At 56.1% G+C, this 21,527-nt stretch carries 18 protein-coding genes and 2 pseudogenes; 10 read left to right on the forward strand and 10 right to left on the reverse strand.

The genetic code is table 11. The annotated features are described in order from the left end of the window. Positions 1 to 380 precede the first annotated feature (380 nt). From J4859_RS07740 to J4859_RS16900, 3 genes are all read right to left on the reverse strand, one after another. Positions 381 to 557 (reverse strand): hypothetical protein, encoded by a 177-nt coding sequence (locus J4859_RS07740; RefSeq protein WP_212328833.1) that lies wholly within the window; start codon positions 555 to 557, stop codon positions 381 to 383. A 460-nt stretch (positions 558 to 1,017) separates the two neighbouring features. Then, the gene (locus J4859_RS16895; RefSeq protein ID WP_256436866.1) at positions 1,018 to 1,335 is read right to left on the reverse strand and encodes a transposase; all 318 of its coding nucleotides are present in this window, start codon (positions 1,333 to 1,335) and stop codon (positions 1,018 to 1,020) included. A gap of 17 nt (positions 1,336 to 1,352) precedes the next feature. Further along, a complete protein-coding gene (locus J4859_RS16900) occupies positions 1,353 to 1,700 on the reverse strand; it encodes a transposase (RefSeq protein WP_212334933.1) in 348 nt (115 codons plus the stop codon). A 145-nt stretch (positions 1,701 to 1,845) separates the two neighbouring features. Between J4859_RS16900 and J4859_RS16225 the strand changes: the two are divergent. Next, a pseudogene (locus J4859_RS16225) lies at positions 1,846 to 1,969 on the forward strand (fructose-6-phosphate aldolase); the annotation flags it as partial. Positions 1,970 to 2,083: 114 nt separating this feature from the next. Here the strand turns inward: J4859_RS16225 and J4859_RS07755 are convergent. The 6 genes from J4859_RS07755 to J4859_RS07780 form a co-directional block, all read right to left on the reverse strand. Then, positions 2,084 to 2,911, reverse strand: coding sequence for a MetQ/NlpA family ABC transporter substrate-binding protein (locus J4859_RS07755; protein WP_212334935.1), 828 nt, complete (start codon positions 2,909 to 2,911; stop codon positions 2,084 to 2,086). A gap of 87 nt (positions 2,912 to 2,998) precedes the next feature. Next, positions 2,999 to 3,673 carry a methionine ABC transporter permease gene (locus J4859_RS07760; RefSeq protein WP_249113797.1) on the reverse strand — a complete coding sequence of 225 codons (675 nt, stop codon included), beginning with the start codon at positions 3,671 to 3,673 and terminating at the stop codon, positions 2,999 to 3,001. Further along, complete coding sequence (locus tag J4859_RS07765; RefSeq protein ID WP_212334937.1) at positions 3,666 to 4,406, reverse strand: methionine ABC transporter ATP-binding protein; 741 nt, start codon at positions 4,404 to 4,406, stop codon at positions 3,666 to 3,668. Before J4859_RS07765 ends, J4859_RS07760 begins: the two co-directional genes overlap by 8 nt. Positions 4,407 to 4,874: 468 nt before the next feature. Beyond that, positions 4,875 to 6,455: a UDP-glucose--hexose-1-phosphate uridylyltransferase gene (locus J4859_RS07770; protein ID WP_212334939.1), complete on the reverse strand. Its 1,581-nt coding sequence runs from the start codon at positions 6,453 to 6,455 to the stop codon at positions 4,875 to 4,877. Further along, positions 6,446 to 7,660 carry a galactokinase family protein gene (locus J4859_RS07775; protein WP_212334941.1) on the reverse strand — a complete coding sequence of 405 codons (1,215 nt, stop codon included), beginning with the start codon at positions 7,658 to 7,660 and terminating at the stop codon, positions 6,446 to 6,448. The genes J4859_RS07770 and J4859_RS07775 overlap by 10 nt, the downstream gene beginning before the upstream one ends. A gap of 26 nt (positions 7,661 to 7,686) precedes the next feature. Next, positions 7,687 to 8,766: an aldose epimerase family protein gene (locus tag J4859_RS07780; protein WP_212334943.1), complete on the reverse strand. Its 1,080-nt coding sequence runs from the start codon at positions 8,764 to 8,766 to the stop codon at positions 7,687 to 7,689. 202 nt (positions 8,767 to 8,968) lie between these two features. Here J4859_RS07780 and J4859_RS07785 point away from each other — a divergent pair, with 202 nt between their 5' ends. The 5 genes from J4859_RS07785 to thrS all read left to right on the forward strand — a co-directional run bounded on the left by J4859_RS07785 (position 8,969) and on the right by thrS (position 17,102). Further along, a complete protein-coding gene (locus tag J4859_RS07785; RefSeq protein WP_249113798.1) occupies positions 8,969 to 9,988 on the forward strand; it encodes a LacI family DNA-binding transcriptional regulator in 1,020 nt (339 codons plus the stop codon). Positions 9,989 to 10,297: 309 nt separating this feature from the next. Further along, complete coding sequence (locus J4859_RS07790; protein WP_212334945.1) at positions 10,298 to 11,563, forward strand: substrate-binding domain-containing protein; 1,266 nt, start codon at positions 10,298 to 10,300, stop codon at positions 11,561 to 11,563. A 128-nt stretch (positions 11,564 to 11,691) separates the two neighbouring features. Beyond that, positions 11,692 to 13,203 (forward strand): sugar ABC transporter ATP-binding protein, encoded by a 1,512-nt coding sequence (locus tag J4859_RS07795; RefSeq protein WP_212334947.1) that lies wholly within the window; start codon positions 11,692 to 11,694, stop codon positions 13,201 to 13,203. A gap of 15 nt (positions 13,204 to 13,218) precedes the next feature. Then, on the forward strand, positions 13,219 to 14,868 hold the full coding sequence (locus J4859_RS07800) for a galactoside ABC transporter permease (protein ID WP_212334948.1): 1,650 nt from the start codon (positions 13,219 to 13,221) through the stop codon (positions 14,866 to 14,868). Between the two features lie 467 nt (positions 14,869 to 15,335). Further along, the gene (thrS, locus tag J4859_RS07805; RefSeq protein ID WP_212334950.1) at positions 15,336 to 17,102 is read left to right on the forward strand and encodes a threonine--tRNA ligase; all 1,767 of its coding nucleotides are present in this window, start codon (positions 15,336 to 15,338) and stop codon (positions 17,100 to 17,102) included. Positions 17,103 to 17,189: 87 nt separating this feature from the next. Here thrS and J4859_RS07810 read toward each other — a convergent pair whose 3' ends face one another. After that, positions 17,190 to 19,469, reverse strand: coding sequence for a DUF3825 domain-containing protein (locus tag J4859_RS07810; protein ID WP_212334952.1), 2,280 nt, complete (start codon positions 19,467 to 19,469; stop codon positions 17,190 to 17,192). Between the two features lie 420 nt (positions 19,470 to 19,889). Between J4859_RS07810 and J4859_RS07815 the strand changes: the two genes are divergently transcribed. From J4859_RS07815 to J4859_RS07830, 4 genes and pseudogenes are all read left to right on the forward strand, one after another. Continuing rightward, positions 19,890 to 20,399, forward strand: a complete 510-nt coding sequence (locus J4859_RS07815) for a hypothetical protein (RefSeq protein ID WP_212334954.1) — start codon at positions 19,890 to 19,892, stop codon at positions 20,397 to 20,399. Between the two features lie 83 nt (positions 20,400 to 20,482). Then, positions 20,483 to 20,617: pseudogene (locus tag J4859_RS17670) on the forward strand (hypothetical protein); the annotation flags it as partial. A gap of 291 nt (positions 20,618 to 20,908) precedes the next feature. After that, positions 20,909 to 21,220: an FAD-dependent oxidoreductase gene (locus J4859_RS07825; protein ID WP_212334958.1), complete on the forward strand. Its 312-nt coding sequence runs from the start codon at positions 20,909 to 20,911 to the stop codon at positions 21,218 to 21,220. Continuing rightward, positions 21,208 to 21,390: a hypothetical protein gene (locus J4859_RS07830; RefSeq protein ID WP_212334960.1), complete on the forward strand. Its 183-nt coding sequence runs from the start codon at positions 21,208 to 21,210 to the stop codon at positions 21,388 to 21,390. The genes J4859_RS07825 and J4859_RS07830 overlap by 13 nt, the downstream gene beginning before the upstream one ends. The last annotated feature ends 137 nt before the right edge of the window (positions 21,391 to 21,527 follow it).

Raw genomic sequence — 21,527 nt, forward strand, 5'->3', positions numbered from 1 at the left:
ATGGCCCCTCCAGCCACGTATCCGTGCGAATATGCCATCTTCAGGGCAAAGACGACAAGGCCTGCCCTCATGTTGTCCTGTATGCTTCAGCCCACCACCATGTGTGTGCACAGATCGTGTGCGACGGCGAGATATATAAAGCCTGCCGTGGTCCTGCGATAGGTTGTATCGCCCACGAGCTTGGCTGTCGGCACAAGACACGAAAAGCCGCGCCGGGTGAGGGCGGGGCGCTCGGGGGCGTGCGGGCAGCGTCGTCCTCTTGGAGGTATTGGATCAGATGCCGCAGATGCCCAAGCTTAGCCATGCACCTCCGTACGCGGTAGCGGGTCGTGCCTGTAAATTTTGCGTAACTTCGGATCTCCTGTGAGCTTGGATCAGACCTAGCAAAAGCTAAAGCGCCTGTCGCTTTCCTCCCATATCGCGCAGATGGCTTCCTTGATAGGACCCCATAGGTCCTCACCGCCTTTGGCCTTGAGCCATCTGTAGAAGTGAGCCCTGCTCACCTCCAGTACGCGCTCCATCATCGAGACGCTGTAGGTTGCCCTCTTCTCCAGCATGAGCTAAAACCTGTCCTTCAACAGAGGCTTCCGGCGAAGAAGGCTGCCTCTTTTTAGGAACTTATTCTCGCTTTCGAGCTCGTGCATGCGCCTGTTCACTGCGTCGAGCTGCTTGTGCTCCTCGGTCCTTTCCTGGGTCACCCTTTTGGTCTTTGAGTGCTTGATGATCCAGTCGTTTAAGGTCTTGTCGTTGATCCTTAAGCTTCGCGGCGCATCCTCTGATGCTCTTTTTCGGGTTGGCCTTACGTGCCTTCCTGTAGTACTCGATAGCCTCGAGGCAATACTCCTTCAGTGTAGTGTTTGGGTGTTTCCGGCTTCGTGCGGGACTTTGCCTTCTCTATCTCGCTTGCGCTTAGCGACGTCTCATCTCTTCAATCTGCTGGTGTTGGTAGGTGGGTATCTGGACAGAGCATATCTGTTGTTAGTCCCTGAATCCCACTGTCCACCAAAAGATTACAGCTCACATCTCGGCGAGCTTACTGCGCAGCCCGGCCCTGAGCCCCTTCGGGGCGGCCTCGGCCACGTTAATCTCGCCGTCGGCGAGCTCGACGCCGAGCACCTCCTTGCCGCCCGTCGGCGTCAGCCCGATGGCCACGAGCAGCGCCTTCGGCTTGACGCGGTCGTCCTTGCGCGCCTTGAGGTAGGTCGCGTCGACCATAACGAAGGGGTGGGCGCCCTCTATGGGGCGGTTGCGAAACCTCTCGAGCGCCTCGTCGAGCTCGGAGCAGGCCTGCGAGACGGCCTGCTTGGAGAAGCCCCTGCCGCAGATCTCCTCCATCACGCGGCCGACCTTGGCTATCGAGCGCCACCGACGACCATCTCGGCCATCGCGAGGACCAGGGCAGCCTCGGCGCGCCTGTAGTTGTCGAACACGAGCGTCCTGAATGAGATGTTGCGGTGGCGCGAGACGGCGAGCTCGACCGTGCCGACCCTGGTGACGAGGGACCTCTTGCGGGTGCCGTTGTGGAAGTCAGTCCGCTCCTGCGTTTGCTCGTAGGGCTCGGCGCGCAGCTGCTCGGCGGAGTTTGCCGACAGGATCGCGTTGAGAAACTGCTGCAAGAGGAGCCGAAACGCGTCCCCTCTGGAATCCGCGAGGACCTGCGCTATCTTGTCGCTTTCGAGGGTAATATTGATTCGAGCCATGCTAAGCCTCCGATTCTCTGTGCCTTTTGGTGATTGCAAGTTTACTTGGAAGACGGGCCTCTGGCTCGCTCCCGTTTTTACACCACTTTACGGACGTAACCCAACTATGCCGCGTTCTATTCGGATTATGTCTGTGACCTAAAAGATAGGCGCAGACATCGCGACAGTGTCCTTCAAAGCCCTCAAGAAGTGTGTCCGTCATCCGCTTACCGACCAAGGGCCTCGAGAAGTTCGCGCGGGACTGGGAAAAGGTTACCGGTGAGGCTTAAGGCTTACTCTCATATCTGAATATAACCAGCAGCTATAGAATAGGCAGCAGCCACGTGAAGTGACCGCTGCCTGTCTAGGTTAGCCATGCGTTGAAGTACTGGGGAAGCGCAGGATTAGAATGCGGGGAGTACGTCCTGGTCGTAGGTGTCCTTCAGGTACTGTCGGAAATCATCGGAGGTGAGGACACTCACAAGGGCCTTGATGCGGTCGTCATCCTGCTTGTCCGGCGTCGTGACGATGTAGTTAGCGTACTGCTGGACGGCGGTGCCGTCTGCAGCCTCAACGGCGAGGGCGTCGGAAACGTGCATACCGGCTTCGATTGCGTAGTTGCCGTTAATAACCGCGAAGTCAACGTCCTGAAGTTGACGGGGAACGGCTGCAGCCTCGACCTCTGAGAACCGAATATTGTGCGGATTGGAAGCGATATCGTTCGGGGTGGCATTCAGATTGTTCGAATCCTGCAGCTGAATTAGGTTCTCCTGTTGGAGCAAAAGGAGAGCGCGGCCCTCGTTGGTCGGGTCATTCGGAACTGCGATCTGGGCGCCATCTTGGATGTTATTGAGGTCAGAGGACTGGCCGGCATAAATGCCGAAGGGCTCGTAGTGGATCGCGGCGACGCCGACGAGGTCTGTGCCGTTCTCCTGGTTGTAGTTGTTGAGGTAGTTGATGTGCTGGAAGTAGTTGGCATCGACTTCACCGGAGGAAGTTACTTGGTTCGGAATGATGTAGTCGGTATATTCCTTAACCTGCAGGTCAATGTTTTGGTCCTTCAACCTCGGTGCGGCAAAATCATTCAGAATCTTTGCATGTGGGGAAGGGGAGGCTGCGACCGTTAAGGTCTGAGCCTGTGCCTGGCCGCCATTATTGGAGCTGCAGGCACCAAGGGCGAGTGAGGTGAAGAGAGCGGCAGAACCTGAGAGAAATGCTTTTCTGGTCAACATAGGGATAGTCCTTTCTCTATACGGGTATCGAAGATGCCCGCAATTATTTGTAATGCTGTATTGAAGCTGTGCAAAAAAGATGAGCGATTACGCGCGGTGGTCAATCCGCTTGGCGAGTGCGTCGTCGACGCTCTGGATAACCTGCACCAGGATGATCATGAGGATTACAGTGACGATCATCACGGAGTCTTCGTAACGGTAGTAGCCGTAGCGGATTGCGATATCTCCCAAGCCACCGGCGCCGACCGCACCTGCGATTGCAGTGTAGCCCAGGGCAGTGATCAAGGTGATTGAGATACCGCGGACGATGGAAGGCAGCGCCTCTGGGAGCAACGCAGATTTCACGATACGGGGGACCGTAGCGCCACAAGAGATAGCGGCTTCGATTGACTCATGCGGAACCTCTGCCAAGGATTGCTGCACCATGCGGGCAACGAAGGGAGCTGTTGAGAGGACCAACGGTGGGATGACGCCCCTGACGCCCGTAGTGGTTCCCACAAGTGCACGCGTTGTCGGCATCACGGCAACTAGCAGAATGATGAATGGGATGGAACGTCCCATGTTGATGACCCAACCCAGGACTGCGTTGAGGACGCGGTGGGGGCGCAGGCTTCCCGAAGCGGTGACGTAGAGGACAATACCGAGGAAGAGGCCGATCACGTAGGCGAGTGCCGTAGAGATGAAGAGCATCAGGAGCGTGTCGATGATGCCCTGACCAATCAGACCGCCAAACGAGGCGAAGAACTCAGAAATATTAGTCAACCCATTGCTCCTTTCCAAGCAGGCGGCGTGTTTCGTGATGCTGAGGATTGGCGAAGACGTCCTTCACGCTTCCCTCTTCCACGACTTTGCCCTTAACGAGGACGGCGACGTGCTTACAGATTTTCTCGACGACCTCCATCGAGTGGGTGATTACGAGGATTGTGATTCCATTTTCCTGGTTGATCTCATTTAAGAGCTTCAGAACCGAAGCGGTGCTTGCCGGGTCGAGCGCTGACGTCGCCTCATCGCAGAGGATGTATTTGGGGTGGCAGGCTAAGGCACGTGCGATTGCAACACGCTGCTTCTGGCCGCCGGAGAGCTGTGCAGGATAGGAGTCGACCTTGTCGGCAAGTCCGACCCGCTCGAGGAACCCCTTTGCCTCTTCCCGATCAGCGTCAGTGATCTTGTTGTTGGCCGCAAGGTAGGGGAAGCAGACATTCTGCAGCGTGGTGCGTTGGGACAGCAGGCCGAAGTTCTGAAAGATCATGGCCATATGGTGGCGGTAGTCGCGCAGAGCTTGTCCACTCAGTTCTTCGATGTTCTGACCGTCGACCTCAATGGTGCCTGAGGTGGGATGCTCAAGGAGGTTCACACAGCGGACGAGCGTGGACTTGCCGGCACCGGACATGCCGATGATGCCAAAGATATCTCCATCGGGGATCGTGAGCGACACGCCGTTCAGTGCGTGCTCATCGTCGGTATAGTCTTTCGTAAGATGGCTTAATACAATCACAAAAACTCCGAATCAAAAAACGTTGGTTGATGATTTCCTGCCAGAAATCATCGTGCGGTGGCGCCCGGTTCTAAGCGCATGTTTCAAGACATGCAACACTCAGGTGACCGGGCTTGGGCATCTCCATCATCCTCGCCATCTGTGTCAAACCGTAAGTATTCATACAATTAACCCTATAAGCTGAAAACCGATGGCGCAAGATACTGGATCCTCTCAATTGTTGTCAGTTGGATATCAGAATTAGTGATACCAGCAGTGTACTATAGTGCACGGTCTGTTCTGACCTGCGGTATCTCATCTTTAATCTTTAACGAAAATTGAGCATTATGAGCACAAATAAGTCCGCTCTGAACGCCTGAAGAGGGCATTTGGCACCAGTTTTGTTGCAATATGGTGAACCCGTACACAAAAAGAGGGATGAACCACAGCGTGGCTCATCCCCCAAGGCACGAGGTCTATATATGTGTATTACAGCTTGTCGACAAAGCGGCTGAGCGCAGAGCGTCCTTGCTCGTCCCACTTGAAGACGCCGGCATCCAACAGGACCTGTACGAAGACTTCACTTACTTCCTTGTGGATAATATCGGTCGTAACGTGGTCGTACTTCTGGGTGATCTTTTCGGCCCACTCTGCATGGGAGACCGTCAGCGGGTTGTCATGCAGCTGATGCTTCAGCTCATCTGCATCGTTGTGATAGGCATTGATCGTCTGCTGGACTGCAGCAAGCTCGTTCTTGAGACGGGGCGGCAGGATTGCGAGACCCATGACCTCAATGAGCCCGATGTTCTCTTTCTTAATGTGGTGCAGCTTCTGGTGAGGATGGAAGACCCCGAGCGGATAGTCAAGCGTCGTGATGTTGCATCGCAGCGCCAGATAGAGGGTGTAGGTGTCGCCTTGTTTCCGTGCGACCGGCGTCACTGTATTGTGGCGGGTGCCGTCGGGATCCTGCGCCACAATTGAGACACTCGGATCGCTGTAGGTTTTCCACACCTCGTGGATGTGGGTTGCCGCATCCAGGAGGTGTGCGCGGTTCGTTGAGGTGAGCCGAATGACTGTCATCGGCCACTTCAGGATATCGAACTGAACATCCTTGTATTGGTCGAGTGAGAAGCTCTTACTGACCTCAGCTTTCATCATTGCGAACACATGGGCGCCGCCCTGGAAGTGATCGTGAGAGAGGATGGAGCCGCCGACGATCGGCAGGTCGGCATTAGAGCCGATAAAGTAGTGGGGGAAGAGGTCGACGAAGTCGAGCAGCTTTCCCATGTTCTCCCTGTCGACATGCATCACCCTGTGGATTGGGCTCATCGCGATGCAGTGCTCGTTGAAGTAGGCATAGGGGCTGTACTGCAGACCCCAGGACTCGCCACCGAGTGGGATGCGGATGATACGGAGGTTCTGACGCTCCGGATGGGGCCCTGCGGGGTCCTGAGCGCTTCTGCCGGCATACCCCTCGTTCGTCATGCACAACTGGCAGGCAGGATAGCTCTCCTGTGTGTGGGGCTTTACAGCCGCGGTGATGTCACGGGGATCTTTCTCAGGCTTGGAGAGGTTGATCGTTATCTCGATCGTGCCCCAGTCAGTGTCAGTCGACCAGGCGATGTTTTTGGCGATTGCGGTGCGCTGCACATAGGCGTTGTCACAGGAGAGCTTGTAGAACCAGTCGGTTGCGGCCTTGGGGCCACCTTCTGTGACGAACTCGTTGAAGTGGCGGTTCATCTCAGAGGGGCGAGGGGTCAGGATTCCCATCAACCCTGCCTGTGCGCGGGCGCGTCCTGCGGTGCTGTCCTCGACGCAGTTGTTTGCGACTGCGGTGTCGATCAGGGGTGTGAGGCTGTCTTGCAGGTCCTCTTCGGGCTTCGGGTCCGCATTTTCCCAGACGGCGCTGCAGCCGGGTTCGGTCAGGTGTAGGTAGGACAGGAGCTGGTTGTAAGCCCAGCGCCGGTCGGTGACCTCGATCAGCCGATGCTTTACCCCATAGTCCACCAGGCGCTGCAGGGAGCGCTGGATCAGGTCGGTATCTGCTGTCTTCTCGTCGCTTACAGCCATTGTGCGTATGCCCCTCTCTGGGTGATTGTGTAGCGTTTGCTGGAGCCAGCTCCGAGCCAGGCGTCCATCTGTGCGCAGAACCGGTCAGTCTCCTCGGTCGGGACGAAGCACTGGATCGTGCCGCCGAAACCGCCGCCGTGGATGCGTGTGGCGCCCTTACCGTTGAGAGTGAGCTCTGCCAGGCCTAAGGCCACCATTGCAGGCTGGTTCTTTACATCGGTATTTGACGGAGAGACATTCTGCAGGAACATGGCGGAGGAGGCGCCGGAGGCGCGGGTGAGTTCGAGGAAGCGATCGATATCGTTAGCTTGCAGGGCTTCCCAACGCTTGTCGACCGAGGCGTTCTCCATGTAGTAGTGGATTGCTCTCAGCACGGCGCGGTCGCCGAGTTTTTTTCTCAAGGCTGGCACCTGCGCTTCGAAGTCAGCCTGTGGGACCTCACAGAGGCGGGTCTTGCCGAACTCATGGGCCACTGCTTGTATCTCTGCGGGCAGTGCCGCATAGTCAGCGGTGAGGTCCGCGTGGCTGCTGCCGACCTTAACGAGGCAGAGGCTGTAGCCGTTGGCTTCAAAGTCATAGTTGAGTTTCTGGAAGTACACGTGCCCTTTGTCATGGAAGTCCATAAAGGAGAGGCTTCCCAAGCACACGGCAGCCTGATCCATCAGTCCGCAGGGCTTGCCGAAGTAATTGTTCTCGGTGCGCTGGCTCATCTGCGCGAGTGCGATCGGTTCGATCGCCTCGCCGGGCCACAGGGTCTCCATCGCGCGGCCGTAGGCGGCTTCCACTGCCGCAGAGCTGGAGAGTCCGCCGCCGGAGGGGATGCTGCAGACACTCGCGAGGTCAAAGCCCTTGGCTTCGCGTCCGGTCTTAACCATCTCGTGTGCCGTGCCACGCACAAGCGCCTGTGAGGTTTCCTTCTCGTCTTCCTGAACCGAGAGGTCATTGAGACTCACCTCGAAGAGGGGGAAGGCGGCATCCTTGATGCGGACCGTGTTGGTGTTGTTGAGGCGCGCGATTGCGTCGATCGATACATCGAGGGAGCCGGCGATAATGTGGCCGCCCTCGTGATCGGTGTGGTTGCCTGCGATCTCACTGCGTCCGGGAGCGTACACATAGACTAAGGAATCTTTATCAGAGACCTCGCCGAATGTCTGTTTAAAGAGGTCGAGCGCTTTAGCGCCTTCCGGAGGGAGCGTGTGTGCCATGGTTGGAATCCTTTCTTGGACACTAGTTAGGCTTGCGTTGTATGGCCAAGTCGCCAGATGATCTGCTCTGAGTAGGGGCAGCCTGGCTTACAGATAGGTTGTGGCCAGTCAGGGTGGTGTGAGCAGTCCGGGTAGTATTCCGCTTCAAAGGCAAAGCCGGACTGTGGATGGTAGTCGACGCCGCCCTTTGCATCCTTATCTCCCAACCAGTTGCCTGTGTAGAGGTGGGCACCGGGTGCGGTAAGGAGCATATCGAGGGTGCGCCCGCTTCGGGTGTCCTTTGCGTGCAGCGCCGGGCGCGGTGCGGCTCCTGCCTTCCAACCGTCGATTACAAAGCAGTGGTCATAGCCGTGGGCGATCTTGAGCTGCGGGTCATCAGCATTGATATCTTTCAGCAATGATTTGGGCTGCGTGAAGTCGAAGGGAGTGCCGGCAACCGGGGCAATATCGCCGCGGGAGACTGAGTCTTCCCGCAGAGGGATATACAAGTGTGCCTTGAGCTGTACGGTAGCCTCGCCACCTCCAGGCTGCGTTGCGCCGCGCAGGTTAAAGTAGGCGTGGTTGGACATATTGACGAAAGTGGGGGTATCGGTGGTGACCGTGTGGGTGCACTTCAGCTCTGCACCATCCTCGATCTCTGTGAGGGTATAGCGCACAGTGAAGTGTCGGTTTCCCGGCAGCCCGAAGACGCCGTCAGCAAGGTCGAGCGAGAAGATAACGGAGTTGTTCTCCTCGTCGAGCGCGGTGCCCCAGACCCGCTTGTGCAGCCCTGAATTGAGGTCGGTGTGCAAGTTGTTCCGGTTGTTGGGTCCCTCGTTTTTAGGAAGCTGGTAGGTCTTCCCATCCACCACGACCTCAGCTTTATTGGATCTGTTGGCACTTGGGCCGATCGTTGCGCCGAAGCAGGCCGGGTTGTCGAAGTAATCTTCGGTACGGTCGAAACCTAAGACGATGTCAGCAGGGATGCCGTGGGCATCGGGGGCAATGATCTTTAAAATAGTGGCACCGAAGTTCATTACGCGGACGGCGTAGTCGTCGCATTTGAGCTCGTAGGCATCGATCTGTTCGTGGGTGGGGGAGGTTCCGATCGGGAACTGGGTAACCATAGGCACCCTTTCTGTCGTGAGTGAGCGCGATAAGGTACACGAAAGCGTGGTGATTCGTTACATATATAGTATATGTTAACGTACTCATAGAGTATATCAACCTGTCCTATACGGTACAACTGGTATGATTTATTCCGCTAACGGTAATTGCTTAAAGAGGAGAGCTATGGCGGACGAGTCCGATTCTCAGACAGCGAGACATATGAACGTTGTACAAAATCCCAAACGGACTGTCTCGATGTCTGATGTGGCGCAAGCCGCCGGCGTCTCACAGCAGACGGTCTCCAGGGTAGCCAATGGAAAGACCAATGTGAGCCCTGATACCCGTAAGCGGGTCCTGAAAGCGATGCATACACTGGGGTTTCGCCCCAACTATGCGGGCAGATCGCTGCGTCAGGGAAGCTACCATGCAGTCGGCCTCTACGTGTATGACATCACCGAGATCGGCAATTTCAATATGCTGAAAGGCATCCTGGAGGCTACCCGGGAACCGGGGTACGCGGTCACAATGCTCGAGCGGCCGGAGGGTTCCGCCTTTTCGCTCTCTGAGGTTTCACAGCGGATGGCGGCGCTGCCGGTAGACGGTATGGTCATCGGTATGAGCCGGATGGCAACGGACTTCAATGAGTTTGTGCCGCAGCCTGGGATGAATACCGTGATCGTCACGATGTATTCCCACCCACGCTGCACCACCGTGGATTCAGATCAATACGGCTGCTCTTACCTGGTTATGAATCACCTCTATGGGTATGGACATCGCCAAATTCGCTTTGTAGCGGGACCTGTACACTCCATCGACAGCCAGTTCAGAGAGCGGGGGTGGAGGGACTTTATGCGTGACCACAACCTGGAGCTGCATGAGCCTATCCACGGAGATTGGACCGCAAATGGGGGCTATGAGATCGGAGCTAAGTTAGCGCAGGATAAGCAGATGACCGCTATCTATGTGGCGAATGACCAGATGGCTATGGGTGTCATAGCGGCACTGCGCGATGCAGGTCTGAGGGTCCCCGAAGACATCAGTGTGGTCGGAGTCGATGACGCACTGGAGAAGACGGTTCCCAATGTCGGGCTCACCACGGTCCGCTTTGACCTAGTGGAGCGCGGCCGGGTTGTGTTTGAGAATGTGGTGAACGGCCCCACTGGGCATCCGCTTGCGATCCGCATTCCTGGCAAGCTGATCAAGCGACGTTCAGTAGCTCCGGCACATCCGCGGACGTAAGACTGTTCATAGCTGCTAGCGTTGACATTTAAATGAGTACGTTGCATCGTTCATTGAGGCATTTCCTCACCTAAGGGATGTGTTCTTTCCCGCTGTTATCTACCGTTCAGCGTCAAAATATAACCATTTGCTAGAAAGAGAATAACAGTAGATTTCACTCTGCGGTCTATATGTTAACGTAACCATCAAGAACCAAAGTTGAGATCCACCGTATCCTCTGATGGCTCACTTGGCATGAGGTAAGGCTTTGCGATCGCATACGACGAAGGATTTCAGACTATGCACAATGGGAGGAAAGGGGCCGATCTTATGGCAGTGTCACGTCGTCAGTTTCTGCAGCTCTGCGGGCTGTGTGCTGCAGGAGTCGTAGGAACAAATCTTGCGGGCTGCGGCGGGGAATCCGCCTCGAGCGTGGTCCCGAATACTGAAAAGCCGGTCGTCTTCTTTAATCGCCAACCGTCCAATGGTTCTACCGGCGAGATCGATATGACAACGCTCACATTCAACAAGGACACCTATTACGTCGGCTTCGATGCGCAGCAAGGTGGCGAGCTTGAGGGCCAGATGGTCGTCGACTACATCAAGAACCATATCGACACGGTCGACCGCAACGGAGACGGAACCATCGGTTACATTCTGGCAATCGGCGACGTGGGCCACAACGACTCCATCGCCCGTACTCGCGGCGTCCGTAAAGCACTCGGCACTGCCGTTGAGGAGAATGGTGTAATCAACACCGGTGCTACCGGCACCAACGCTGACGGTTCTTCAGACATCGTGCAGGACGGCGAGATCGAGGTCGCCGGCAAGACCTTCAAGATCCGTGAACTGGCAAGCCAGGAGATGAAGACCACTGCAGGCGCTACCTGGGATGCCCCGACCGCAGGTAACGCAATCGGCACCTGGGCAGCCTCCTTCGGCGATCAGATCGACCTGGTTGTCTCCAACAATGACGGTATGGGAATGGCGATGTTCAATTCCTGGTCCTACTCAAACCACGTTCCGACTTTCGGCTACGACGCAAACGCCGACGCGGTCGCCGCAATCCCGAATGGCTACGGCGGGACGATCTCTCAGAACCCGGCCGTGCAGGCCTACATCAATCTCCGCCTGTCCCGAAATTCCCTTGACGGGGTGGACTTCCAGACCGGCATCTCTACGCCGGATGACAAGGGCAACATCATCTCCCCGGATGACTACCGCTACAGCGAGGACGAGCGTTCCTTCTATGCGATGAACCTGATGGTCAACGCCGATACCTACGAGAACTTCCTGGATTCGACCAAGCTCTATGAGACCGCACAGACCGCGCTCGATGAGTCTACCAGCCCCACAAAGAAAGTTTGGGCTTCCATCTACAACGCGGCGGATAACTTCCTGTCCTCCACCTATCGGCCGCTGCTCCAGAAGTATCAGGAACTCATGAACTTCAAGATCGACTTCGTCGCCGGTGACGGACAGAGTGAGTCTTCGGTCTCCAACAGACTGGCGAACCCGAGCGACTACGACGCCTTTGCAATCAACATGGTCAAGACCGATAACGGGGCTTCCTACACTGGAATCTTAAGGCAGTAACCACTATACATCAGCGTTTCTTCTGAACGTAGTCCTCTGTTTTTCGAGCGGGGGAGGAGTGAGTGTTCTCCGCGCTCTCAGCGCATACCGATCGAGTTTTTACAGGATGGGAATAGAGGGGTGGACATATGACGGAATCGACACCAGACGGCATCGTCCTTTCGATCAGAGGGATGAGCAAGACGTTCGGCCGCAACCGCGTGCTTGACCACATCGATCTCGACGTACGCCGCGGTACCGTGATGGGGCTGATGGGTGAGAACGGCGCCGGTAAGTCAACGATGATGAACTGCCTGTTCGGCACCTATCAGAAGGATGAGGGCACGATCATCCTCGACGGCAAAGAGGTCAACTTTTCAGGTCCGAAAGATGCCCTGGAAAACGGCGTCTCTATGGTGCACCAGGAGCTCAACCAGTGCCTGGACAGAAGCGTGGTGGATAACCTCTACCTGGGGCGCTATCCGACTAACGGCGCGGGTGTTGTGGATGAGGGCCGCATGAAACGTGGGGCAAGCGACCTCTTCCGCAGGCTGGACATGATGGTGAACCTGACGCAACCGATGCGGAACATGTCCGTCTCACAGCGCCAGATGTGCGAGATCGCCAAAGCCATCTCCTACAATGCGAAGGTCATCGTGCTCGACGAGCCTACCTCGTCGCTTATGGACAACGAAGTGGACAAGCTCTTCGATATGATGCGCAAGCTGCGCGACTCCGGGATCTCGCTCATCTACATCTCCCACAGGATGGATGAGATCTTTGAGATCTGCGACGACGTGTCAGTCCTTCGTGACGGCAAGCTCGTTATGACCAAGCCGACCAACGAGACCAACATGAACGAGCTTATTTCCGCAATGGTCGGCCGTTCGCTCTCCCAGCGCTTCCCACCGGTAGACAACCATCCGGGCGAGCCGATCCTCAAGATCCAGCACCTCTCCACCAAGTACGCGCCGCATCTGCGTGACATCTCCTTCGAGGTGCGCAAAGGCGAGATCTTCGGGCTCTACGGCCTGGTCGGTGCGGGCAGAACCGAGCTTTTGGAGACGGTCTTCGGGATCCGTACCCGTGCGGCAGGGCGTGTGTACTTCAGAGACAAGCTGATGAACTTCCACAGCGCCCGCGACGCAATGAACAGCGGTTTCGCGATGATCACCGAGGAGCGCAAGGCCAACGGCCTCTTCCTTAAAGGGGACCTCACCTTCAACACCACGATCGCCAACCTCGACCACTACAAGAACGGGCCTGCTCTCTCCAACCAGAAGATGCTCGACGCCACCAACAAGGAGATCAAAACGATGCGCATCAAGTGCATGGGGCCAAACGATCTGATCCCAAGCCTTTCCGGTGGCAACCAGCAGAAGGTCATCTTCGGCAAGTGGCTCGAGCGTCACCCCCAGGTCTTCATGATGGATGAGCCGACCCGCGGCATCGACGTCGGTGCCAAGTACGAGATCTATCAACTCATTATTGAGATGGCCAAACACGGCACCACGATCGTCGTCGTCTCCTCGGAGATGCCGGAGATCTTGGGCATCACGAACCGCATCGGGGTTATGTCAAACGGGCGCCTGTCCAGCATTGTCAATACGAAAGATACCAGCCAAGAAGAACTTCTACGTTTGAGCACCAAATACCTGTAGATGAGGAGGAGGACCATGGCATCAAATAGTATCCTTACGGCGAAACAGCAAAAACAGCTGCTTCAGCCCATACAAGACTACGTCGGCGGCATCCAGAAACAAGTCGATGCGCTGCGCGCCGACGGCACCACCAAAATCGTGTCCTTGCAGTCAGATATCGACGCGACGAAGCGGGACAACGTGCTCACCGGCGAAGAGCGTGAGCGTGTCCTTTCCGGCCTCCAGAGCGAGATGGACAAGGCCAAGCAAGTCGAGGCAGCCAACAGAGATAAGGTTGCAAGCCTGATCGGCGACGCCGAGGACTACCTGAAAGAGCACTACGACACCGAGTACTTAAATCCGGTCAAAGCAAGCTGCGCCCAACAGCGTGAGATCGAGGACTCCAAATATAAGCAACAGTTGGAGAAGCTCGCGCAGGAGCACGAGAACAACCTCTCCGGGCTCTCCGACAAGCAGGAGATTAAGGAAGAGAACTACGTCTACAAGAACAAACAGTTTGACGCAAAGGCAACCTACCAGCAGCGCCTGCAGCAGATCAAAGACTGTGAGCACGAGGCGTTCACCTATTGCTACCACCTGATCGATATGCTACGCATGGGCCGTTTCACCGCCTCTGAGAGATTCTCCCAGCGCTGGGAAAACTACAAGTACAACTTCAACCTGCGCACCTTCCTGCTCAACAACGGCCTCTATATCGCAATCATCATCGTCTTCGCGATCCTCTGTGCGATCACCCCGGCAATCAAGGGTACCTACCTGCTCACCTGGCAGAACGTCCTCAATATTCTGCAGCAGGCGGCACCGCGAATGTTTCTGGCTCTCGGCGTCGCAGGCCTGATCCTGCAGACCGGCACTGACCTTTCAATCGGACGTATGGTCGGCATGTCCATGGTTGCCGCGACCATCATTATGCACCAAGGTCCCAACACCGGCACCGTTTTCGGCTATGTCTTTGACTTCTCCGGTATGCCGATCCCTGCACGCATCTTCCTCGCGCTGGTTGTCTGCGTAGCACTCTGCACCCTCTTCTCCGCAATCGCCGGCTTCTTTACCGCGCGCTTCAAGATGCACTGGTTCGTGTCCACAATGGCCAACATGCTGATCATCTTCGGCCTCACGACCTATGCAACTAAGGGTGTTTCCTTCGGCGCTATCGATCCGATCATTCCTGAAATTGTCACCCCGAAATGGGGACCTTTCCCGACGATCATCCTCTGGACTGTCGGCGCAATTGCAGTCGTGTGGTTCATCTGGAACAAGACCACCTTCGGTAAGGATATGTACGCAGTCGGTGGCAACCCTGACGCCGCAGCAGTCTCCGGCATCAACGTTTTTGCTGTCTCCATCGGTGCCTTCATCCTCGCAGGGATCCTCTACGGCTTCGGCTCCTGGCTCGAGTGCATCCGTATGTTCGGCTCCGGCTCCGCAGCTTACGGTCAAGGTTGGGAAATGGACGCAATCGCAGCCTGTGTGGTCGGTGGCATCTCCTTCACCGGCGGCATCGGTAAGATCTCCGGCGTGGTTGTCGGCGTCCTGATCTTCACCGCCCTGACCTATTCCCTGACGATCCTGGGCATCGATACCAATCTGCAGTTCGTCTTCTCCGGCATCATCATCCTGATCGCGGTCACGCTTGACTGCCTGAAGTACGTTCAGAAGAAGTGACTTCCTCTCCCTCTTAGCGTAGGTATTGTACTCCTCTCATCGTCCCCCCGGCGTCTCAAACAGATGCTGGGGGTTTGTTCTGAATGAATGGGTCCCTGAATGCTCCGTAGCTGCTCTGATCAGACGTATAACCTGCAGGAGGGAGGCAAAGCAGCCCTATCAGTAGCAACTCGTGCGTGGACTTTTAGAAATTATCGGGATATTGGGGTTCTCAGCTGCCCCGAATTTACCAAGGAGCGGTGTTTGTGGTAGAACTAACTCACGACAAGACAAAGCAAGCAGAAGGTTGCCGCGTGAGTGTTTCAAGTGTTTCGACGCAAACTAAATAGGCGTCTGTCCCGTACCAGGCGAGAGACTATGTCAAGTTGACAGGCGCCATGTAGATGCTCGCTCCTAGCAAACAAGCTAGCTAGGAGCAATTTTTATGGTTCGATGTTGTTGTTTTGTATACCTACAGGAGAGAATAGATGAAGATTCTGTACAACGACGGCCATGTAGCAGACTGCCCCAAAGACCAAGAGCTGCAGGTAATCCGTCACTCGGCGGCACACATTATGGCTCAGGCTATCAGCCACCTCTATCCGGGGACTGACTTCGCCTTCGGTCCCGCGACCGACAACGGTTTCTACTACGATATCGAGCTTCCTAAGGGGGAGAAGATCACCGAGGAGGACTTCCCCAAGATCGAAGACGAGATGAAGAAGATCACGAAGGAGAATCTCAAATTTGAGGTCTTTGAGCTCCCGCGTGAAGAAGCCATCAAGTATATGCAGGACCGCCACGAGAAGTACAAGGTCGAGCACATCCACGACCTGCCCGAGGATGCCCGTATCACCTTCTACAAGCAGGGCGACTACGTCGATATGTGCGTTGGTCCTCACATCACCTATACCAAGGCACTCAAGGCCTTTAAGCTCACCGGCGTCTCCGGCGCCTACTGGGGGGGTGACAAGAACAACAAGATGCTCACCCGTATCAACGGGATCGCCTTCCCGACCAAGGAGGAGCTTGAGGACTACCTGGAGCTGCGCCGCCAGGCAGCGCTTCGCGACCACCGCAAGATCGGTCAGGAGATGGGGATCTTCATGATGTCAGAGGCGGGCCCTGGCTTTCCGTTCTGGCTGCCCAACGGCATGAGGATCAAGAATGCCCTGACGCAGTATTGGCAGGACATGCAGGACAAGTACGGCTATGAGCAGGTACAGACCCCGCTGATCCTCTCCCGTAAGCTCTGGGAGACCTCCGGTCACTGGGAGCACTATAAAGAGAATATGTATACGATCAAGATCGATGGTGAGGACTTTGCAATCAAGCCGATGAACTGTCCGGGTGCCTGCCTCATCTATAAGAGCCGTCCGCGCTCTTACCGCGATCTACCGCTGAAGCTCGCTGAGGCCGGCCTCGATCACCGCCATGAGCTCAAAGGCACCCTGCACGGCCTCTTCCGTGTCCGTGAGTTCACGCAGGATGACGCACACCTCTTTATCCGTCCTGACCAGATCACTGAGCAGGTGATCGACGTCACACACCTGATCACTGCGTACTACGCGCAGTTTGGCTTCCCATACCGTGTTGAGCTCTCCACCCGTCCGGAGAACTCTATGGGTTCCGATGAGGATTGGGAGGGTGCAGAGAAAGGCCTGCGCGACGCTCTTGAGGCCATGCACCTCGACTACAAGGTCAACCCGGGCGACGGCGCCTTCTATGGCCCCAAGATCGATTTCCACCTGCAGGATTGCCTTGGCCGTGAGTGGCAGTGCGGCACCATTCAGCTTGACTTCCAGCTTCCGCATAACTTCCATCTTGAGTACACCGACAAGGATGGCTCCAAGAAGCAGCCGATCATGATCCACCGCGCTGGCTTCGGCTCCTTTGAGCGCTTCATCGGTATGCTGATCGAGCAGTACGCCGGCAAGTTCCCGACCTGGCTCTCACCGCTGCAGGTCAAGATCCTCCCGGTTTCCGAGAAGTACCGTGATTACGCACACGAGGTGGAGGAGAAGCTGCGTGAGTACAAGATCCGCGTCAAGGTCGACGACCGTGATGAGAAGATCGGCTACAAGATCCGTGAGGCCCGCTCCATCGACCGTGTCCCGTATATGCTGATCCTAGGCGAGAAGGAGGAGCAGGCGCACAACATCTCCGTGCGTGACCGCTCTAACAAGACCGTCGCTCGTGAGCTCGATGACTTTATTGCTGACATCACTGAGGAGATCAAAGAGCGCCGCGGATAGCTCTAAAGCCCAAAGCGACTAACAAAATGGGGAATGGTGCATAAGCGCCATTTCCCCTACTTTTAGGATTTGATTGACTGTTCCCAGTCACTTGAGCCAGGCGGGAAGCTCTGGGTTGACGATGCGGCCCAGGCAGGCTGCTTCAGGAAGGCTGACGATACCCGTTGCCTGATAGGTGGTGCTGCCCTTCTTCTCGATGTGGACACAGGTGGCAACTTTCGTGTTGTCTTCCAAAGATACCGGCAGGAGCATCTCAACCGTGTTGGCGATCGGGTCGTAGACCGGAAGTACGAGACGGTAGTTCCGCTTTGCACGGTGCCAGCTCTTCTTCATCGGGTCTGCCAATGCATCACGGAGCTGGTTGAAGACATCCGGCGTGTCACAGATATACTCTCTGACTGTCTGAACATCCTGGGCACGCTGTTGTCCTGAGATACCTGCGGCGCAGGATTCCTCAAGCGCCAGACTTACTTTTTCATCCCTGAGGAAGGGTGCGACAAAGTCCTGAGGGAGTCTGTCAAGCTCTGCTAACAGCAACGTGCGGTAGTTGACCGTGAGATGTGCATCCGAACGAGGCTGGACCTCCTCAATGGCTCTGAGGTAGGAAGCCTGCTCGGGGAGGGGATTGAGGGTACGTACGAACTTCTTGCCGAGCTCGCCTTCATCTGCCGTGCAGAAGCCGCTCAGCTGGTAAGGGTCGGGCCCTGCGCCGCCTGCCGTGAAGCAGGCATAGATCGGCTCTTCCTGATCAGTCACCAAGCCGGTATTGAAGGCGGCAAAGTCGTGGTCAGGGTTCTCCAAGACCTTGTGCTCTGCCATCAGGCGGACAAAGGTTGTGGTGAGGTATTCCCGGAGCATCGGATAAACCGTGTCAGGCGTTTTGAGCGCAGTGGCATACCAGCTCTCATCCTCTGCCATATCTGAGAGGTTGCTGAGCATCGTGTCCCAGCCTTCAAAGGAGGCAAACTCAGTGAATCGCTGTTGTGGGCTCTTCGCGTGGGGATTGGGGGTGGTCTGCAAGGCTGTCCAGGCTCCCTGGTTGGACTCAGGCATCCCTTCGAGGCCGAAGTCCTGCTTGAGCGGATGAGTTCCGTCGTTTCCGTCCACCAAAGCCAGGTACCAATGCTTTCCGGAGATTGGCTGCACGCTCCTCTGGATCGTGAGGCGGATCTGGGTTGTCCCGTCCTCGTGGAGGAAGCGGAGCGGGAAGCTAACGCGGCTCCGGGTTCCCTCTATTGTCCCTGCGGCGCGTGCCGCCTGCCAGTCCTCCTCGAGGACCTGCAACAGATTGCAGTCGATCGGCATCAGCTGGCTCACCATGTTCAGTAATTCGTCCTTGCAGTGGACGCCCCGCAGAAATGACGTGGGGAGACTGGAAGATACCCGAGGCTCAGCCGTGGTGGGGGCTTTCTCAATACGTTTCTGTTCCTTCAGATCCTGCTCTTTGAGGGAATGAGAAGTCGGCGCTTTGTGCACTATATAGTCAGGTACCTCAGCGGGCAGCGCGTCCTTGCCTTCCTCTGATGCTTCCTCCTGGCTCTCAGCAGGTCCTTCCTCCGGTTTCTTCTGAGATTCCGAAGGCATAGCAAGGATCTCGTCGAGGGTAAAGACACGATCCTTGCCGAGCTTCTGCGTCTGGGAAGTCTCCTCCTCTTTTTCCTTGTCGGCGGCCTCAGCCTTAACCGGCTCAGATTTAGCCTCTGGTTCCGGTTTGGGTTCAGGTTCTTGCTCCGATTGCTCGCTTGCTTCAGTGGCAGGCTCTGACTGAGGTTTCGTTATCTCAGCGGTTACCTGTACACCCTCAACCTCAGCAGTCTCTGCAGCAGGAGCCTCCGGGGCTTCTGACTTCGGCTCAGTTTCTTGGGGTTCTGGTTCGGTCGGCTGGGATTCTTCTGACTGCTGGGGGATTTCGGCTTTTGTCTCTGGCTGCTTTGACGCTTCAGCCTTAGCTGGTTTTGGCTGCTCCTCAAGTTTTGCTTCGGATTTCTTCTCAGCCGTCTTCTTCTGACGGGCTTGCTTCGGCTTCTGCGGTTTGAGGATGGCGGCCTTCCGGTGTTTCCAGGGCTTGCCCCCGCCCTTAGCTGGGGTGGAGTCAGACTGAGCCTGTGCCAAGGCGTCGTCGAAGCGTTGGTCTTGCACCAACGTCGCATAGGAGCGGTTCCCCTTGAAATCGGTGAGGTTGATAATGTCGGAACAGGCTTCGAGGAGCGCTCTGAAATCATCGAAGCCTAAGTCTTCCGGGAAGATATTGTCCTCTTTGAAGAGCTCTTCTATCTTGGGTAGGAATACCTGTTTCCCTATCCCGTAGTGGGTGGCAATAAGCTGGTAGAAGTACAGCTTATTTTCCTCGCTGAGTTTACGTGCCATAGATATCATCCTTCAAGATACGTATCTAGCTGCTATATGTATTTCTTGTATACCTATCAATAAACAAACTACCCAATCACACCCCTAAATGTGGTGGGATCCATAAAAGACTTTGTGAAAAGAAAACAAGCTGTAATGCCTGCACATTGTGTTATAGGGCACAGGTCAGCAGCTCGGAGTACTTCGGATAGTTATTTAATGATCTAGAGCTATGGCGCGTACGGTGCCTGGCGCGTATTTGCGTCTCGCCGTAGGTGCCCTCCCTATTGTTTCATGGCACCTGATCCGTATCTCAGAGCACTTTCACTACACCGCTGTTTCTCCACAATTGCTGCGTTGATCGCTTGACCCCACAGTTACTGAAGGCTTTACCGTTTTCACCTGAAGGGAAAAGAAAACCGCATGTCTGGAGGGGTATCCATGAACCTTGAGAAGATGCTAGAGCTGCTGTCCATCGGCTCCTACACCTTGAAGAATCGCTTTGTCGTCGCTGCAATGGTCACCAGTATGTGCGATGAGCAAGGGTATGCGACAGATCGCTACATCGCCTACCGCGAGGCAAAGGCCAAGGGCAGCTATGGTCCCAGTATCGCTGAGGACTATGTGGTCAATGCCCATGCAGGCGGCTACCAGAACGTGGCGCGCATCTACGATGAGTCCATGATCCCCGGCCACCATCGTCTGACCGATGCGGTACACAAGTACGGCGCCAGGATCTTTGCACAGATTTACCATGCTGGCCGTCAGACCAACAGCAAGGTCAACGGTGGGGTGCCGGTCAAGAGTGCCTCCCATTTTGCTTACACCTGGAACCGCCAGATGCTTGAGGAGCCCACCAAGGAGGCGATCAAGGGCATCGTGCACGAACGTCGACGTCACTGCGAAGAACGTGAAGACCGACAGCTTCGACGGCGTGGAGATCCACGTTAGCAACGGCTACCTGATCGCAGGCTTCCTTCTTCCAGAACAAGCGCACCGACGAGTACAGTGGCTGCTTTCAGAACCGCTGCCGCTTTTTGAAGGAAGTCTACGACAAGGTCTGCAAGAACATCGGTCCGGATTTCCCAATCATAGCCGCTTCTCCGCGGTTGTGGACAGCGTGGACGGCGGAGGCATTGCAGAGTCTTGTATGCTTGCTAAAACCTTAGAGGGGTGGGTCATCGACGCAATCAACTGCTCCAACGGCGTGTATGGCTCCTACAACCGGGCGCAGGTGTCCACCCTTTATGCCGGCATGCCTGGACCTCCAAGTTTGCCGCAGAGCTCAAGTAGGTCGTCCACATCCCGGCCATATCTTCCAATAGTATCGATGACCCGCTGATGGCAGAGTCTCTGGTTGAGTGCGGTATGTGCGACTCTGCCGGTATGACCCACTGTTCTTTGGCTGCCCTGAATATGCCACGTAAGGGTATGGAAGGCCGCTTCGATGAGATTCGTCCGTGCGCTGCGTGCAGGGTTGCACCGGCCCCATCATCAAGCAGATCCCGATGTACTGCGCCATCAACCCAGAATTCGGTCACGAGCATGAGTACACCTTCGCAGATAAGCCTCAAAAGAAGCGTGTCCTCATTATCGGCGGTGGCTCGGACGGCATGGAGGCTGCGGTGGTAGCTGTGCGCCGCGGCCACGATGTGACGCTGTGGGACAAGAACCAAAAACTCGGCGGTGAACTCTTGGCTGCTATCTCCCTCCCGGGCAAGGGTGAGTTCGCGACTTTTGCCGCCTGCCTTACGACCAGATGGATCTCTTAGGGGTCCACGCTGAGCTCGGCCATGAGGCAACGGCGGAGGAAATCCGCAACTTCGGCGCCGACAAAGTCATTATCGCGACCGGGTCGATGCTGAACTGTCTGAAGAGCGTCTTGGGTATCAATCGTCCGAACCTCGTCTTCGCGCGTGATGCTCTTATGGGCAACACCTAGGGCGAAGGCAATATCGTCGTCGCCTGCGCGCAGGGCGCCTTTTGCGAGCACGCCGCGCCCCCCATAATGAACTCCGATCAGGGGTCGGCCTTTGGCTCCAACGCCTACGTCTCGCTTCTCGTCTCCAACCACGTGAC

The organism is Atopobium sp. oral taxon 416 (assembly GCF_018128285.1).
In the GTDB taxonomy this organism is placed as follows: domain Bacteria; phylum Actinomycetota; class Coriobacteriia; order Coriobacteriales; family Atopobiaceae; genus Olsenella_L.

Bases quoted from the DNA above. Each gene is read 5' to 3' on its own strand.
- J4859_RS07740 (WP_212328833.1), bottom strand. From the start codon at position 557: ATGCTGGAGAAGAGGGCAACCTACAGCGTCTCGATGATGGAGCGCGTA.
- J4859_RS16895 (WP_256436866.1), bottom strand. From the start codon at position 1,335: ATGGAGGAGATCTGCGGCAGGGGCTTCTCCAAGCAGGCCGTCTCGCAG.
- J4859_RS16900 (WP_212334933.1), bottom strand. From the start codon at position 1,700: ATGGCTCGAATCAATATTACCCTCGAAAGCGACAAGATAGCGCAGGTC.
- J4859_RS07755 (WP_212334935.1), bottom strand. From the start codon at position 2,911: ATGTTGACCAGAAAAGCATTTCTCTCAGGTTCTGCCGCTCTCTTCACC.
- J4859_RS07770 (WP_212334939.1), bottom strand. From the start codon at position 6,455: ATGGCTGTAAGCGACGAGAAGACAGCAGATACCGACCTGATCCAGCGC.
- J4859_RS07775 (WP_212334941.1), bottom strand. From the start codon at position 7,660: ATGGCACACACGCTCCCTCCGGAAGGCGCTAAAGCGCTCGACCTCTTT.
- J4859_RS07780 (WP_212334943.1), bottom strand. From the start codon at position 8,766: ATGGTTACCCAGTTCCCGATCGGAACCTCCCCCACCCACGAACAGATC.
- J4859_RS07785 (WP_249113798.1), top strand. From the start codon at position 8,969: ATGAACGTTGTACAAAATCCCAAACGGACTGTCTCGATGTCTGATGTG.
- J4859_RS07790 (WP_212334945.1), top strand. From the start codon at position 10,298: ATGGCAGTGTCACGTCGTCAGTTTCTGCAGCTCTGCGGGCTGTGTGCT.
- J4859_RS07795 (WP_212334947.1), top strand. From the start codon at position 11,692: ATGACGGAATCGACACCAGACGGCATCGTCCTTTCGATCAGAGGGATG.
- J4859_RS07800 (WP_212334948.1), top strand. From the start codon at position 13,219: ATGGCATCAAATAGTATCCTTACGGCGAAACAGCAAAAACAGCTGCTT.
- thrS (WP_212334950.1), top strand. From the start codon at position 15,336: ATGAAGATTCTGTACAACGACGGCCATGTAGCAGACTGCCCCAAAGAC.
- J4859_RS07810 (WP_212334952.1), bottom strand. From the start codon at position 19,469: ATGGCACGTAAACTCAGCGAGGAAAATAAGCTGTACTTCTACCAGCTT.
- J4859_RS07815 (WP_212334954.1), top strand. From the start codon at position 19,890: ATGAACCTTGAGAAGATGCTAGAGCTGCTGTCCATCGGCTCCTACACC.
- J4859_RS07830 (WP_212334960.1), top strand. From the start codon at position 21,208: ATGGATCTCTTAGGGGTCCACGCTGAGCTCGGCCATGAGGCAACGGCG.